Raw genomic sequence first — 14,096 nt, 5'->3', positions numbered from 1 at the left:
CACAAAGGATTCTCATGGCAAAAGTCGTGGTAAATGTCATGCCGAAGGCTGAAATTTTGGATCCGCAGGGCCAAGCTGTCCTGCGCGCGCTTGGCAGAATCGGGGTGAACGGTGTCGAGGACGTACGTCAGGGCAAGCGCTTTGAAATCGAAGTTGACGACACCGTGTCCGACGATGAGCTCAAGCGCGTCGCCGAAACCCTCCTGGCAAATATGGTGATTGAAGACTTCGAGGTTGTTCGATGACGGCAACCATCGGTGTAATCACGTTCCCAGGCACGCTCGACGACGTCGACGCGTTGCGTGCCGTCCGCCTGGCTGGCGCACAGCCGAAGTCGCTGTGGCACGCTGATGAAGATTTGACGGGTGTTGACGCCGTCGTGGTCCCCGGTGGGTTCTCCTACGGGGACTATTTGCGTTCCGGCGCCATCGCCGCACAGGCCCCAATGATGGGCGCTGTGGTGGAGGCTGCGAAGAAGGGCATGCCGGTGCTGGGCATCTGCAACGGTTTCCAGATCCTCACCGAGGCCGGCCTGCTGCCAGGCGCGCTGACCCGTAACCAGCACCTGAACTTCCACTGCGTGGACACCTACCTTGAGGTGGCGAACGCGGAGACCGCGTGGACCAACCGCTTCAGCGAGGGGGACAAGATCCTCGTACCGGCGAAGCACGGCGAGGGCCGCTTCCAGGCGTCCGCAGAGACCATCGAGCAGCTGGAGAAGGAAGGCCGCGTGGTGTTCCGCTACACGGATAACTTCAACGGCTCCATCAACGCCATTGCGGGCGTCACGAGCGAAAACGGTCGCATCGTGGGGCTCATGCCGCACCCGGAACACGCGATTGAGGCGCTCACGGGGCCGTCGACGGACGGGCTCGGGCTGTTCTTGTCCGCTATTTCTTCGATCGGAGCGTAGGGAAAACAATGACTGTACATAACGATACGGTGGAGCACGCCGCGCAGACTCCTGAGCTGGAGCAGCCCTACGCGGAGCTTGGCCTGAAGACCGACGAGTACGAAAAGATCAAGCACATCCTGGGTCGCCGCCCGACGGATGCGGAGCTGACGGTGTACTCCGTCATGTGGTCCGAGCACTGCTCGTACAAGTCCTCCAAGGTGCACCTGCGCTACTTCGGGGAGACGATGACAGAGGAAATGGCGTCGAAAATTCTGGCCGGTATCGGCGAGAATGCAGGCGTCGTCGACATCGGTGATGGCGACGCGGTGACCTTCCGCGTGGAGAGCCACAACCACCCATCCTTCGTGGAGCCCTACCAGGGTGCCGCGACCGGCGTGGGCGGCATCGTTCGCGACATCATGGCGATGGGCGCGCGCCCGATCGCGGTGATGGACCAGCTGCGCTTCGGCCCCGCCGACGCGCCGGACACCAAGCGTGTCCTGCCTGGCGTGGTGCACGGTGTGGGCGGCTACGGCAACTCGCTGGGCCTGCCAAACATCGGTGGCGAGACCGTCTTCGATGAGGCGTACGCGGGCAACCCGCTGGTCAACGCGCTGTGCGTGGGCACGCTGAAGGTCGACGACCTGAAGCTGGCGTTTGCGTCCGGCACGGGCAACAAGGTTGTGCTCTTCGGCTCCCGCACGGGCCTCGACGGCATCGGCGGCGTGTCGGTGCTGGGCTCGGCGACCTTCGAGGAAGGCGAGGAGCGCAAGCTTCCAGCAGTCCAGGTGGGTGATCCGTTCGCGGAGAAGGTGCTCATCGAGTGCTGTCTTGAGCTGTACAAGGCCGGCGTTGTCGTCGGTATTCAGGACCTTGGCGGCGGTGGCCTTGCGTGCGCGACCTCCGAGCTGGCGGCGGCAGGCGACGGAGGCATGACTGTTAACCTGGACAACGTGCCACTGCGCGCTGAAAACATGAGCGCGGCCGAGATCCTGGCTTCCGAGTCCCAGGAGCGTATGTGCGCCGTGGTGACCCCTGAGAACGTGGATCGCTTCATGGAGATCTGCGCGAAGTGGGAGGTCGGCGCGGCCGTGATCGGTGAGGTCACCGATGAGAAGGACCGCTACCTCGTCTACCACAAGGGCGAGCTGGTGCTGGACGCGCCGCCGTCATCGATCGACGAAGGGCCGGTTTACGACCGCCCGTACGCACGCCCTGAGTGGCTTGACGGCGTGCAGGCGAAGACGGACGTCGATACCTCGGAGGACCTGGAGGGCACCTGGCTGAAGATGGTTGCCTCCCCGGCGCTGTGCTCGCGTGACTTCATCACCCAGCAGTACGACCGCTACGTGCGCGGCAATACTGTGCAGGCCCAGTACTCGGATGCGGGCGTGTTGCGCATCAATGAGGAGACCTCGCGCGGCGTGGCTATCTCCACGGACGCGTCTGGGCGCTACACCTACCTGGACCCGAACATGGGCGTGCGCCTCGCGCTCGCAGAGGCGTACCGCAACGTCGTGGTCACCGGCGCGAAGCCGGTCGCGGTGACGAACTGCCTCAACTTCGGTTCCCCTGAGAACCCAGACGTGATGTGGCAGTTCCGCGAAGCCATCCACGGCCTCGCTGATGGCGCCGCCGAGATGGAGATCCCGGTCTCCGGCGGCAACGTCTCCTTCTACAATCAGACCGGCGAAACGCCGATCCTGCCGACCCCAGTCGTGGGTGTGCTCGGCGTGATCGAGGACGTCAACGATGCAATCCCGCACCGCCTGCCGAAGGGTGAGGGGCAGCAGACCCTGCTCGTGCTCGGTGACACGAAGGCTGAGTTCGGCGGTTCGGTGTGGCAGGGCATCTCCGGCCAGGGCTTGAGCGGCCTGCCGCCGCAGGTGGACCTCGCGAACGAGGAGCGCCTCGGCGAGTTGCTGCACGCGAACAAGGACATCCTCGCCGCGCACGACCTGTCGGAGGGTGGCTTGTCCCAGGCTGTCTTCGAGATGCTGCTTGGCTCCGGTAAGGGCGCTGAGCTGGATCTTTCGGCGGTCCACGAGGACGCGTTCACCGCGCTGTTCTCCGAGTCCGCGTCCCGTGTGCTCGTTGCGGTGGATCCATCGCTTGTCGACGCCACCATCGAGCGCGCAAACGCCACCGGCGTCCCAGCCCACGTGCTGGGTACGACGACCGACGACGGCCGCATCACCTTCGGTGAGCGTTCCGTCACGGTCGCCGCGTTGGCGGATGCGTGGGCGAACACGTTGCCGGCGCTCTTCGGCAACGCGACGGCCCCGAACGCAGCGCTGTAGCTAGCGCGATTTAGAGGTTATGCCGCCAGGTCATCACGGTGCCTGGCGGCGTTTCCATGCGCAGGCCCGTCGCCTCAACGCCGGGCTGGGAGGCGTCGTCGACGGAGAAGCTGACGAAAGTCTGGTTGTAGGTCTGGTTGGGGACGAGTTCTTGCGGGTTTCGCGGCAGGCCGGGGAGTTCAACGGTGTCGCAGAGCTGGGTGGCAAAGTTGCGCACGCGGTTCGCCGCCACGTTGTTGTTGCCGACGACGGTGATGTCGGGGCTGAGCACGGTTTCGTCGGGGCTGTCGCCTGTGGTGTTGCCGGTGTACACGTAGCTGATGTCGAAGCATCGCACCTGGGTCACGTCGGCGAGCGCGGTATCGGCGTTGGTGTAGTTGCTGACGCGGCTGCGCGCCTCCTGCCCTGAGATGACGCGGGGGTTCTCCACGCGGGCCCGGAAGTGGTACGCCCCGCCTTTATCACCGGGGAGGGTGATTGCGGCGGGTTGACGGAACTGCAGCACGGTGGACGTTTTCGGCTGGGGTGCGGCGCAGCCCGCCATCGACCCGGCGAGGCAGGCCCCAGCGGCCAGCGTCGCGACGCTTCGCCTCAGCATTGACACAGCCACTAGTCGACGCGCTGCTGCGCATCGTCTGGGCGCACCAGCGGCTCCGGCTCGTACTGCGCACGCAGGTCCTTGAGCGTCTGCGTGTGCTCCCAAAGGCGTTTGTCCTCGTCCGTGACTGGGGTGAACTTGCGGGCGGGAAGCGGGTTGCCGTCGATGTCGATGCCGATATAGGTCACCGTGGCGTGAATCGCGTTCTGCAGTGACTCGCGCCCGCCGCGCGGATCCCCGGATCGCACGAAGATCGAGGTGTGCATCGAGCGGGAATCCGTCCTGGTCAGGCGCGCCTCCACCTCGATGAGGTCGCCGATGTGGACCGGCTTGTAGAAGCGGATGCCGCCCGCGTACACCGCGGCGGTGCGCTCCCCGGACCACTCCATAGTGCAGGCCATGCCCGCCTCGTCGATCCACTCCATGGCGGTGCCACCGTGGACGTCGCCGCCCCAGTTGATGTCCGTCGGCTTCGCAAGGAAGCGATGGATGGTGCGCGGTGCGGTCGAGTCGTCGGTGTAGGTCTGTTCCAGCATGGACGCCTCGATGGCCTTGCGTAGGTCGATGCGGGAGACGGCTGCGGCCTCCACGCGGCGCTCCTCGTCGTTGCTCGGCACGAACGTCGGGACCGGCGTCGGGCGCCCAGTTGCGTCCTTTGCCACGAAAATCACCAGGCAGTCGCACGCGCGGGTGAAAACACCTTCCCGCGGGTCTGCCGAGAGCACTTCGTTGACGATGTGCATGGAAGTGCGGCCAGTCATCGCGATCCGGGAGCGGACCTCCACAATGTGGCCCGACGGGATCGGTCGGGTGAAGTGGATGTGGCCGACGTAAGCGGTCACACAGTAGGTCGATGACCACTGCGCGGCACACGCATATGCCGCCTTGTCGATCCACTGCAACACACGGCCACCGGAGACACCCTGGGCGCCCGCGTGGAGAACATCTGTTGGAGCCGCCATGAAACGCAGCGTGATGGAAGGAGACTTCATGGCACCACAGCATAATATGAAATCCATGGCACAGAGGAAGGCACAGAAGAAGACAGAGGTGGACCCGGCGGCGACACGAGCGGCCGTCCTGGCTATCAAGGACTGGCTGTTGGGCGAAGAGGGCGTCGACAAGCCCGGCAGGGCCCTGCTTGCCGACGCCGTGCGACGCACCGCCCGCACCCTCGCCCACGAAATGCCCGGGCACACAGTAGAGCTGCGAATACCCCCGTTTGTTGCCGTGCAATGCGTCGAAGGCCCCCGCCACACCCGCGGCACCCCGCCCAACGTCGTCGAAATGGACCCGACCACCTGGCTGCGAATCGCCACAGGTCGTGCCACTTTCGAGGAAGAAGTTCGCGCCGGGCGTATCGACGCCTCCGGCTCCCGAGCCCACGAAGTCCAAAAAGGGCTGCCCGTTCTACCCCTTCGCCCCTAAGCGTTGGTTAGAGTAGAGCACGTGCGAACCGAAGAGGAATACATCGGGGATGACACGCCGCGCGAAGAGTGCGGTGTGTTCGGCGTTTGGGCGCCCGGTGAAGACGTATCAAAACTGACATATTTCGGACTATTTGCCCTCCAGCACCGCGGCCAGGAAGGCGCGGGTATCGCTGTGGGCGACCACGAACAAGTGGTGGTGTTCAAAGACATCGGGCTGGTGAGCCAAATCTTTGACGAGCCGACGCTCGGCGCGCTGCAAGGCGACGTCGCCATCGGCCACACCCGTTACTCCACGGCGGGCAACAACTCGTGGGACAACGTGCAGCCGATGTACCGCGTTAGCCCCAACGGCACCGACGTCGCGCTGGCGCACAACGGTAACCTGACCAACTACGTCGAGTTGCAGCGCGAGGCCGTGGAACGCAAGCTCATCCCAGCCGACGGGGTAGAGGGCCAAGGCTCCTCCTCCGACACGGCAGTTGTCTCCGCCCTGCTCGCCGACGCCATCCGCGACGACGTCACCCTCCTGGACTCCGCGCGCCAACTCCTGCCGCGCGTCAAGGGAGCGTTCTGCTTCATGGTGACCGACGGCAAAACTCTCTACGCGGCCCGCGACCCACACGGCGTGCGCCCGCTGTGCCTCGGCCGCCTGGAACGCGGTTGGGTCGTCGCATCCGAAACGTGCGCCCTCGACATCGTGGGTGCCTCCTTCGTCCGGGACATCGAACCAGGCGAGCTCATCGCCATCGACGAGACCGGCGTCCACTCCGAACGCTTCGCCGACGCACCACACGCGCACTGCGTGTTCGAGTACGTCTACGTCGCCCGCCCCGACTCAGTTGTCGACGGCCAATCCGTCAACAGCGCCCGCATCGACATCGGGCGCCGCCTGGCCCGCGTCGCACCCGTCGACGCCGACCTGGTCATGCCGGTCCCAGAGTCCGGCACCCCGGCCGCCATCGGCTACGCCGAAGAATCCGGCATCCCGTTCAAGCAGGGCATGATGAAGAACGCCTACGTCGGCCGCACCTTCATCCAACCCTCCGACACGCTGCGCCAACTCGGCCTGCGCCTGAAGCTGAACCCGGTGCGCGAAGTCATCGAGGGCAAGAAGCTCGTCGTTGTCGACGACTCCATCGTGCGCGGCAACACCCAGCGCAAACTGATCCGGATGCTGCGCGAAGCCGGCGCCGCCGAAGTACACGTGCGCATCGCTTCACCACCGGTGAAGTGGCCGTGCTTCTACGGCATCGACTTCGCCAGCCCCGGCGAGCTCATCGCCAACCACGGGCGCGGCGGCAACGAAGAAGTCGTCGCCGAGTCCATCAGGACCATGGTGGGTGCGGACTCCCTGGCGTTCGTCACCACCGAGGACATGATCGCCTCCACCAACCAGCCAGCCTCCAACCTCTGCGCGGCCTGCTTCACGGGAGAGTACCCACTCGGCCTCCCGGAGGGTAACCACAACGCAGATCTTGTCCGTCGTCTTCAGAAAGGTGAAAACGCATCATGACCGACCACACCACCCCAGCAGACTCAGGCGTGTCCTACGAGGCCGCTGGTGTCTCCATCGAAGCCGGCGACAAGGCCGTCGAGCTGCTTGCTCCACTGGCGAAGCGCGCCACCCGCCCCGAGGTCCAAGGCGGCATCGGCGGTTTCGCCGGCCTGTTCGCCTTGGGCAAGTACAAGGAGCCGCTGCTCGCGGCCGGATCCGACGGCGTCGGTACCAAGCTGGCCGTCGCTCAGGCGATGGACAAGCACGACACCATCGGCATCGACCTGGTCGCCATGTGCGTCGACGACCTCGTCGTCTGTGGTGCCGAACCACTCTTCCTGCAGGACTACATCGCGATCGGCAAGGTCGTCCCCGAGAAGGTAGCCGACATTGTTTCCGGCATCGCCGAGGGCTGCGTCCAGGCTGGCTGCGCCCTTCTCGGCGGCGAGACCGCGGAGCACCCAGGCGTGATGAACGTCGACGACTACGACGTCTCCGCCACCGCCATCGGCGTCGTCGAAGCCTCCGAGCTCCTCGGCCCAGACAAAGTCCGCGAAGGAGACACCATCATCGCCATGGCGTCCTCCGGCCTGCACTCCAACGGATACTCCCTGGCCCGCTACGTATTGCTCGAGCGCGCCGGACTGCCACTCGACGGCCACATCGACGCCCTCGGCCGCACCCTCGGCGAGGAGCTCCTCGAACCAACCAAGATCTACGCCCTCGACTGCCTGGCACTTGCCAAGGAGTGCGACGTGCGCACCTTCTGCCACGTCACCGGCGGTGGCTTGGCAGGCAACATGGAGCGCATCATCCCTGAAGGCCTCGTTGCCGACATGGACCGTGCCACCTGGACCCCGGGCCCGATCTTCCAGACCATCCAGTCCGTCGGCGACGTCCCGGTCGAGGAGATGGAGAAGACCTTCAATATGGGCATCGGCATGGTTGCCGTCGTGGCGCCGGAGGATCGTGACCAGGCGCTGGCGTTGTTGAAGGATCGTGGCATCGACAGCTGGGTGCTCGGAGAGGTCCGAGCCGCCGAGGCCGGCGAGGATGCCCGCGCGGTGCTTCGCGGCCGGCACTCTTAGGAATTTGGTATCTCCTTAGTGGGACCAGTGACAAAGGACGCACCCCTTAATATCTGGTCCTTTTATGACCTGCGGATATGTCAGGGTACTGTTTGGGAATTGCGTCCTTTGTCACTCGTGTCCCTGTGTGTGCACCAAACCCCCACCCGCCCTGATTTCGACCTGGGGAAACCGGAATGTGGTGCAAGCGCCCCCTGTGACGGCTTAGAAGCACCAAAAGAACACCCGCGGCCCAGGTGGGCAGCAGGTGTTCTTTGTCAGTGTTGGACGTTTAGCGGCCTGAGGTGCCGTATGCATCCCAGTCGGCGTAATCGGCGTACTGGTCATCTACCTCGTAGTCGTCGTCCTCTTCCCAGCTCTTCTTTGGAGCTTTGCCTGCGAGCTCGCGTTGGAGCGACTCGAGGTCCATTTCAGGAGAGTTGTACTTCAGTTGGCGAGCAACCTTGGTCTGCTTTGCTTTGGCGCGTCCGCGACCCATTGCGTGACCCCCTTGAGGTGGTTCTTCTGGGCGGCTCCCGGGCAGGGAGCGGCCTCATGCTTTTCGATTCGTTAATTGTCCTGTAGGACATAATAGCGCGAACGTCCCAAAAATTCCCCTCCGCGGGGTGACCTGTGCGTTTGCCAGGCGAGTCCGAATCTGAGCCCGAATCTGGCCCTAGTTGCCGCGCAACCGTTGTTGTGCTTTGCGTCCGGCTTTCTCGCCTTCGTCGGTGGGGAGGGAATCGGGGTCAATGCGGGCGGCGACGCCATCGATGTCAAGGTCGACGTCGGTGCCCGCGTTGAGCGCGGACCGTTTCAGGCGGGCCAGTGCGATGGGGCCGTAGTCGGCGTCGTGGACGACGGTGCCCAGCGTGCCAACCGCGCGCCCGCTCACTCGGATGGTTGCGCCAGTTTCGGGTTCGGCGGGTGCGGAGCCGTCGAGTTGCAGCATGACCATCAGTCGGGGGGAGCGGCCGATGTTTTCCACGCGGGCGACGGTCTCTTGCCCGCGGTAGCAGCCTTTCTCCAGGTGGACGGCGGCGATGCGGTCGCCCCGGTTGATCAGTCGCGGGGCTTCGTGCGGGATGGTTTTTTCGTCGCAGTCGGCGCTGAGTTCGGGCTCGCCGGCCCGCACGCGCTCGGCGGTAAACGCCATGAGCCCGCCGAGCACGCCGCCGCGTTCCACCAGTGTATCGACAACCTCTTCGATCCGGGAGCGCTCAACCGCAATGTCGAAGCGCGCGTGGTCAGTCCACGGGGACACCCGCCGGGAAAATGCCGCGCCCTCGACTGACGCGAGGGCCTCCGTGGCGCCTTCGGGGCCAATCAGTGTGAGTATCGCCAGGTCGGTATCGGTGATGGTGACATCGGACCAGAACACCATCTTGCGCAGGAACGCGGTGAACGTTTCGTACTGTGCGGACGGCATGTCGAGGTAGAACGTGGTGCCGTCGTAGAAGACGTCAGCGTGGTGGAGGAGCCTGCCCTGCGCGTCGAGGTCGAGGGCGGAGGCTGCGAAGCCGGCGGGGGCGTCGACAAGTTTTTGTGAGAGGAGGTTGTTTAAGAACTCTGGTGCGTCGGGCCCCGCGACCGCGACGACGCGGCGCTGCGAGCGGTCGATGATGACGGGCTGGGCGTCCATGGCGCGCTGTTCGCCGAGTGGCTCCCCGTAATGCCAGGCAACTCCCTTCGCGTCGAGTGGCGTTGTGCCTGCAAACTCTGCGGCGCCGGGGCGTTGCAAAAGTGGAGAAGAGTTCAACACATCCACCATCGTACCGGGATACTATGAACGCATGGGTTCGTCGCACTTGTTACCAGCTCCAGTGATCTATCTCGTGGAACCGTTCGGCGGTTCTATTCGACGCCAAAACGCCAGCATGCCGCACGTGTTTTGGGATGACGCAGCCGTCACACGTGGCGACGGCATCTTCGAAACCATCCTGATCCGGAAGGGGGTGCCCGCCAACCTTGAGGCGCACATTGAGCGCTTCCGGCGCAGCGCCCGCACGCTCGACTTGCCGGACCCGGGGGTGGATCACTGGGTGAAGGCGACGAATGAGGCGGTGGCCGACTATGTGCGTGAGCGCGGCAGCGAGCCGGAGGACATCGACGCGCGCTGCGTGTGGACGATGACGCGCGGCCGCGAAACCACCGGCGTTCCCACGGCGTGGTTGACGGTGCGCCCCATCGACGAGACTGCGTTGAAGCAGCGCAAGAGCGGGGTGTCGGTGATGACGACGTCGCGCGGCTACTCGCTAGATACCGGAGAGCACGCGGTGCCGTGGATGCAGGTGGGGGCGAAGACATTGAACTATGCGGCGAACATGGCGGCGCTGCGCTGGGCGAAGAGCCACGGGCACGACGACGTGATCTACATCGATCCCACCACGGAGCGCGTGCTGGAGGGCGCGAACTCGACGGTGATCGTGGTGAAGAAGGGTGGGCGAATCCGCACACCGAAGCCGGGGCCGGGCATCCTACCTGGTACGACGCAGGCCGCGCTGTTCGAGTACGCCTCGGAGCGCGGCTGGAAGTGCAAGCAGAAAGATATCTACTTAAATGAGCTGTTCAAGGCGGAGTCGGTGTGGCTGGTGAGCTCCACGAGGATGGCGACGAGGGTGAAGCGCCTGAATGACAAAAAGCTCCCGGCCCCCGAGAACGCTCGGGAGATCCAGGAGCTGGTGCAGCAGGCGCTCGACGCGAGGCTCGCCCTGTAAAAGCCTGTAAAACTAGCGCTTAGCCGGCGACGCGCTTGAGCTCGGCGGACATGTAGGGGACCATCTCGCCGTCGACGGCGCGTTCGTCAACCCAGCCGAGGTTGTTGTTCGGCAGCAGGCCGTAGACGCGCTTGCCCGGGCCGTGGTTCTCCGGGCCGGTTTCCGTAACGATGGTGGATGCGCTGGTCAGCTGCCATGCGCGCTCGTTGAGCAGCGTGCCGTACATGATCTCGGTGAGCCCGCGGGAGTTGGTGAGGGTGACCTCGATTTCGTCCTTCAGGGAAATGCGCCAGAAGCCGACCTCGCGCTGGTCGGCGCCGGTTGGTTTGCCGTCCTTGTCCAGGCGCCAGATGCGGGACTCGAAGCGCAGGTAGTTCTCGCCGTCGTGGGAGATGACCAGCTGCTGGCCGAAGGCGTATTCGTCGCCGTTATCGTTGGCTTGGCCTTCGCCGTGCCACACGCCGACCAGTGGCAGGAGCGCTAAGAGTCCGTCGTGCAGGTTGGGGCCTTCACGCAGGTTCGCCGTGTCCGCTGGAAGGGGCATCTCATCAAACCCGAGGGCGGGGATGTTGCGGTGCGCGGTCGCCTTCGACTGCTCAGCGGCGAGGTTGACTGCTTCGTTTCCGTTTAGTTTTTCACTCATGCGTACCAGGCTACAGCGTCCTACACCAGAGGTGCGAGGTCGGCAGCTTCGACGACGGTGTTGATGCGGTCGCGGGAAAACTCGATGGAGCCGCCGGAGAGTTGCACGTTGTCGGCCTGGCCGCCTAACGGCAGGTCACGGGTGTCCCTGTCCAGGGTGTATGCGTCGAGGACGCGGTCGGTGAGCTCGGAGGGGACGTCGATAAGCTGGCTGGGCCGCATGCGGAACGTGGGCCCGTCGAGGCGCAGGGTGACGATGACTGTGGTGGGGGTGTCGGTGCCGGGGACGGTGCCGGTCATGCGGGCTTCGCTGGCGGTGCCGCCGGAGGGGGAGATGTCGTAGGGGTGCGCGATGTCGAGGTCGGTCATGCCGAGGAGCTGGCCGAATGCGACGCCGTCGAGGCGCACTGTGCGGCGCACGACGTCGGCCTGCGCGCCGGTCAGGTCTGCGCGGCGCAGTCGCTGCCCAGCGCCCGCGGGTAGTTCTAGGTTGATCAGCTCTACCCCGGCGTTGCCTACGCCGACGCCCTCCACTGGCACGTCCACGGAGTGCAGGCTCACGCGCGAGATGGTGCCAGTCACCGCGGCAAGTGCAACGGGGAAGCCGGAGATGTAGGCCTCGGGGGCGACTTCGAGCCCGTTGAGCTGCGCGGCCTGCCTCGACAGTGTGCGCTCCACGCCGGAGGCGAACAGGGTGTCGGCGGCACCACCAGCAAGCAGCACCGCAACGAGTCCGAACGCGATCGACCGTTTCTTCACGTCTCTAGTTGTACACACGCGCTAGCCTTGGGGCATGACGAACACTCACTTTCACCCCCACCCGCTCACGCTGCCCGAGCACCCGGAGACAGCACGACAGGTAGAGGCGATGCTGCAGCGCGTCGCGGACTACGACGGCATCGCCGCCTTTTCCGAGCAGTTCCTCAACGGGCTTCACGATGCCCGTCTCGGCCATAATCACCTGGTAGTCAGCCAAGGTGACGACGTTGTAGGAGTAGTAGGGTTCGCCCCGGACGGTTCGGCGGAGCTCGCGGTGGATCCGCAGTCGCGCGGGCAGGGGATGGGTCGCAGTCTTGTTGACGCCACCTTCGCCCACAACCCCGCCGCGGGCCTGTGGGCCCACGGCAACCTGCCTGACGCCCACGAGGTCGCGCTGCTGCTCGGGCTGCGCCCGGTGCGCGAGCTGCTGGTGATGCGGCTGGACGAGGTGCACGCCGGGCCGGTCGAGCTGCCCGAGGGATACGAGGCGTTCAACCTCACCGAGGCGAGCGCGAAGTGGGGCCGTGGGGCCGTCGAAAAGTCGTGGCTGGAGGCCAACAACCAGGCGTTTTCTTGGCACCCGGAGCAGGGCGGCTGGGATATCGAGCGCCTGCACCGCGCGATGGAGGCCGAATGGTTCGACCCGGCCGGTGTGTGGTTCCTGTACCGCGGAGAAGAGCTCGCGGGCTTTCACTGGACGAAGCGCCACGCGGACGGCACCGGCGAGGTTTATGTGGTCGGCTTGGCGGACGCCTTCCGTGGACACGGCCTGGGCGGTGTGCTGATGGAGCTGGGGCTTGCCCACCTCGCTGAGCAGGGCAGCTCAGCGGTAATCCTGTACGTCGAGGCAGACAACGCCCCGGCCGTGAAGCGCTACGAGGAGCTCGGGTTCACCGTCGCGGAGCGCCACGTCGTATATAAGGCACCGGGGGCAGCGACGGAGGATTAAATCCAACCGTCACGCAACATTCATGTGAAGTTCACGAATAGGGACCTTTTGTGTTCACCAACACGCTTTAGCGTTACTCCTCGAACATCAAAGGTCACTATTTCTTGGAAAGGAATTCCACGTGAATTTCAAAAATCAGCGTTCTGCAGCAGTATTCGGCGTCCTGGCGGTAGCGTCCGCCGCATTGGTTGCGTGTGGCAACGGGGCGGACAACGCGGCGGATACCTCTGCAACGGATACCCCCGGTTCTGATGCTGCAGTCGCAGGGGAGTACGAACTTTCCGGCGAAACGGGGCAGCTGCTGGCAGAGGGCGCGTCCTCGCAGCAGAACGCGATGGACTACTTCCGCACCGTGTACGAGTCGGAGGTTCCGGGCGCGACGCTGGCGTACAACCCGACCGGTTCCGGCGCTGGTGTGAAGCAGTTCCTGGATAAGCAGGTGGTCTTCGCTGGTTCCGACTCGCCACTGAAGGAAGAGGAAGTGGCGAAGGCGGCGGAGCGCTGCGGCGGCAACGAGACGTGGCACCTGCCGTTCGTGATTGGTCCTGTCGCGGTTGCGTACAACCTGGAGGGCGTCGATGAGCTGACGCTGAGCGTCGACAACATTGTGGAGATCTTCCAGGGCGTCATCAAGAACTGGAACGACCCGAAGATTGCGGAGTCGAACCCGGGCGTAGAGCTGCCGGACCAGAAGATCAACGTGGTGTACCGTGCGGACGAGTCGGGTACCTCGGATAACTTCCAGAAGTTCCTGATTGCGGCCTCGGATGGCAAGTGGGAGTCGAAGGGCAAGGCGTTCCCGACGGAGGTTGGCTCCGGCGCGAACGGCTCCACCGGTGTCGCTGACCAGGTGGCAAACACCCCAGGCGCGATCACCTACGTTGAGGCGGGCTTCGCGGACAAGATCGCCAAGGTCGACTTCGGCCACGGTGCGGTGGAGCTGAACTCCACAACGGTGGGCAACGCGCTTGCACACATGAAGTTCTCCTCGGAGGGCCACAACATGGTGGTGGATTCGGACGCGCTGTTCGCGTCGCAGGATGCGGATTCCTACCCGCTGATCCTGACCACCTACGAGATTGTGTGCTCGGCTGGCTACGATGCGGCAACTGCTGGCATGGTGCGTGACTTCCTGAACGTGGCGCTGGATTCGCAGGACAGCGAGCTGGAGTCCGAGGGCTTCATCCCGGTGTCGGGCGCGCACGCTGAGCGTCTCCGTGAGGCTATCAACGCGATTCAGTAAC

General features: G+C 64.7%; 15 protein-coding genes. 9 read left to right on the top strand and 6 right to left on the bottom strand.

Annotated elements, in window-relative coordinates:
- Positions 1-14: 14 nt before the first annotated feature.
- Genes purS through purL form a run of 3 tightly spaced genes read left to right on the top strand, consistent with a single transcriptional unit; the run spans position 15 to position 3,195 of the window.
- Positions 15-245, top strand: a complete 231-nt coding sequence (purS, locus tag BJP08_RS06150; protein ID WP_070361934.1) for a phosphoribosylformylglycinamidine synthase subunit PurS — start codon at positions 15-17, stop codon at positions 243-245.
- Positions 242-913: a phosphoribosylformylglycinamidine synthase subunit PurQ gene (gene purQ / locus BJP08_RS06145; RefSeq protein WP_071568783.1), complete on the top strand. Its 672-nt coding sequence runs from the start codon at positions 242-244 to the stop codon at positions 911-913. Before purS ends, purQ begins: the two co-directional genes overlap by 4 nt.
- 8 nt (positions 914-921) lie before the next feature.
- Positions 922-3,195, top strand: a complete 2,274-nt coding sequence (gene purL, locus BJP08_RS06140; protein ID WP_071568782.1) for a phosphoribosylformylglycinamidine synthase subunit PurL — start codon at positions 922-924, stop codon at positions 3,193-3,195.
- Positions 3,196-3,205: 10 nt separating this feature from the next.
- On the opposite strand, the gene BJP08_RS06135 is transcribed toward purL, so the two are convergent.
- Together BJP08_RS06135 and BJP08_RS06130 are read right to left on the bottom strand one after the other, a co-directional pair.
- Positions 3,206-3,799 (bottom strand): hypothetical protein, encoded by a 594-nt coding sequence (locus tag BJP08_RS06135; RefSeq protein ID WP_143110029.1) that lies wholly within the window; start codon positions 3,797-3,799, stop codon positions 3,206-3,208.
- A gap of 5 nt (positions 3,800-3,804) precedes the next feature.
- Positions 3,805-4,785 carry an acyl-CoA thioesterase gene (locus BJP08_RS06130; RefSeq protein ID WP_369816407.1) on the bottom strand — a complete coding sequence of 327 codons (981 nt, stop codon included), beginning with the start codon at positions 4,783-4,785 and terminating at the stop codon, positions 3,805-3,807.
- Here BJP08_RS06130 and BJP08_RS06125 point away from each other — a divergent pair.
- From BJP08_RS06125 to purM, 3 genes are read left to right on the top strand one after another with little or no spacing between them, the layout of a single operon-like run.
- Entirely contained in the window at positions 4,784-5,221 is a 438-nt protein-coding gene (locus BJP08_RS06125; RefSeq protein ID WP_177221721.1) for a sterol carrier family protein, read from the top strand. The genes BJP08_RS06130 and BJP08_RS06125 overlap by 2 nt on opposite strands.
- A gap of 3 nt (positions 5,222-5,224) precedes the next feature.
- Entirely contained in the window at positions 5,225-6,736 is a 1,512-nt protein-coding gene (purF, locus tag BJP08_RS06120; RefSeq protein WP_071568778.1) for an amidophosphoribosyltransferase, read from the top strand.
- On the top strand, positions 6,733-7,806 hold the full coding sequence (gene purM, locus BJP08_RS06115) for a phosphoribosylformylglycinamidine cyclo-ligase (protein ID WP_071568777.1): 1,074 nt from the start codon (positions 6,733-6,735) through the stop codon (positions 7,804-7,806). The genes purF and purM overlap by 4 nt, the downstream gene beginning before the upstream one ends.
- Positions 7,807-8,077: 271 nt before the next feature.
- Here the strand turns inward: purM and BJP08_RS06110 are convergent, their stop codons facing one another.
- Complete coding sequence (locus BJP08_RS06110; RefSeq protein ID WP_070478076.1) at positions 8,078-8,284, bottom strand: DUF3073 domain-containing protein; 207 nt, start codon at positions 8,282-8,284, stop codon at positions 8,078-8,080.
- A gap of 177 nt (positions 8,285-8,461) precedes the next feature.
- Complete coding sequence (locus tag BJP08_RS06105; protein WP_071568776.1) at positions 8,462-9,556, bottom strand: folate-binding protein YgfZ; 1,095 nt, start codon at positions 9,554-9,556, stop codon at positions 8,462-8,464.
- 22 nt (positions 9,557-9,578) lie between these two features.
- Here BJP08_RS06105 and BJP08_RS06100 point away from each other — a divergent pair, with 22 nt between their 5' ends.
- The gene (locus tag BJP08_RS06100) at positions 9,579-10,502 is read left to right on the top strand and encodes an aminodeoxychorismate lyase (RefSeq protein ID WP_071568775.1); all 924 of its coding nucleotides are present in this window, start codon (positions 9,579-9,581) and stop codon (positions 10,500-10,502) included.
- Positions 10,503-10,521: 19 nt separating this feature from the next.
- On the opposite strand, the gene BJP08_RS06095 is transcribed toward BJP08_RS06100, so the two are convergent.
- Together BJP08_RS06095 and BJP08_RS06090 are read right to left on the bottom strand one after the other, a co-directional pair.
- Positions 10,522-11,145, bottom strand: a complete 624-nt coding sequence (locus BJP08_RS06095; protein WP_071568774.1) for an FABP family protein — start codon at positions 11,143-11,145, stop codon at positions 10,522-10,524.
- Positions 11,146-11,165: 20 nt separating this feature from the next.
- A complete protein-coding gene (locus tag BJP08_RS06090) occupies positions 11,166-11,903 on the bottom strand; it encodes a DUF2993 domain-containing protein (protein WP_071568773.1) in 738 nt (245 codons plus the stop codon).
- A 34-nt stretch (positions 11,904-11,937) separates the two neighbouring features.
- Here BJP08_RS06090 and mshD point away from each other — a divergent pair, with 34 nt between their 5' ends.
- Both mshD and pstS read left to right on the top strand, forming a co-directional pair.
- A complete protein-coding gene (gene mshD / locus BJP08_RS06085; protein WP_071568772.1) occupies positions 11,938-12,852 on the top strand; it encodes a mycothiol synthase in 915 nt (304 codons plus the stop codon).
- Between the two features lie 121 nt (positions 12,853-12,973).
- Positions 12,974-14,095 (top strand): phosphate ABC transporter substrate-binding protein PstS, encoded by a 1,122-nt coding sequence (pstS, locus tag BJP08_RS06080; protein WP_071568771.1) that lies wholly within the window; start codon positions 12,974-12,976, stop codon positions 14,093-14,095.
- The last annotated feature ends 1 nt before the right edge of the window (position 14,096 follow it).

The sequence above is a fragment of the Corynebacterium sp. NML140438 genome, from assembly GCF_001875725.1.
Taxonomy (GTDB): Bacteria; Actinomycetota; Actinomycetes; order Mycobacteriales; family Mycobacteriaceae; genus Corynebacterium.
Note: the sequence above shows the minus strand (reverse complement) of the source record. Positions and strands in the feature narration are given on the sequence as shown.

What these genes read in the sequence shown, in the direction of transcription:
- purS (WP_070361934.1), top strand. Translation starts at nt 15, where the DNA reads ATGGCAAAAGTCGTGGTAAATGTCATGCCGAAGGCTGAAATTTTGGAT.
- purQ (WP_071568783.1), top strand. Translation starts at nt 242, where the DNA reads ATGACGGCAACCATCGGTGTAATCACGTTCCCAGGCACGCTCGACGAC.
- purL (WP_071568782.1), top strand. Translation starts at nt 922, where the DNA reads ATGACTGTACATAACGATACGGTGGAGCACGCCGCGCAGACTCCTGAG.
- BJP08_RS06125 (WP_177221721.1), top strand. Translation starts at nt 4,784, where the DNA reads ATGGCACCACAGCATAATATGAAATCCATGGCACAGAGGAAGGCACAG.
- BJP08_RS06130 (WP_369816407.1), bottom strand. Translation starts at nt 4,785, where the DNA reads ATGAAGTCTCCTTCCATCACGCTGCGTTTCATGGCGGCTCCAACAGAT.
- purM (WP_071568777.1), top strand. Translation starts at nt 6,733, where the DNA reads ATGACCGACCACACCACCCCAGCAGACTCAGGCGTGTCCTACGAGGCC.
- BJP08_RS06110 (WP_070478076.1), bottom strand. Translation starts at nt 8,284, where the DNA reads ATGGGTCGCGGACGCGCCAAAGCAAAGCAGACCAAGGTTGCTCGCCAA.
- BJP08_RS06105 (WP_071568776.1), bottom strand. Translation starts at nt 9,556, where the DNA reads ATGGTGGATGTGTTGAACTCTTCTCCACTTTTGCAACGCCCCGGCGCC.
- BJP08_RS06100 (WP_071568775.1), top strand. Translation starts at nt 9,579, where the DNA reads ATGGGTTCGTCGCACTTGTTACCAGCTCCAGTGATCTATCTCGTGGAA.
- BJP08_RS06095 (WP_071568774.1), bottom strand. Translation starts at nt 11,145, where the DNA reads ATGAGTGAAAAACTAAACGGAAACGAAGCAGTCAACCTCGCCGCTGAG.
- mshD (WP_071568772.1), top strand. Translation starts at nt 11,938, where the DNA reads ATGACGAACACTCACTTTCACCCCCACCCGCTCACGCTGCCCGAGCAC.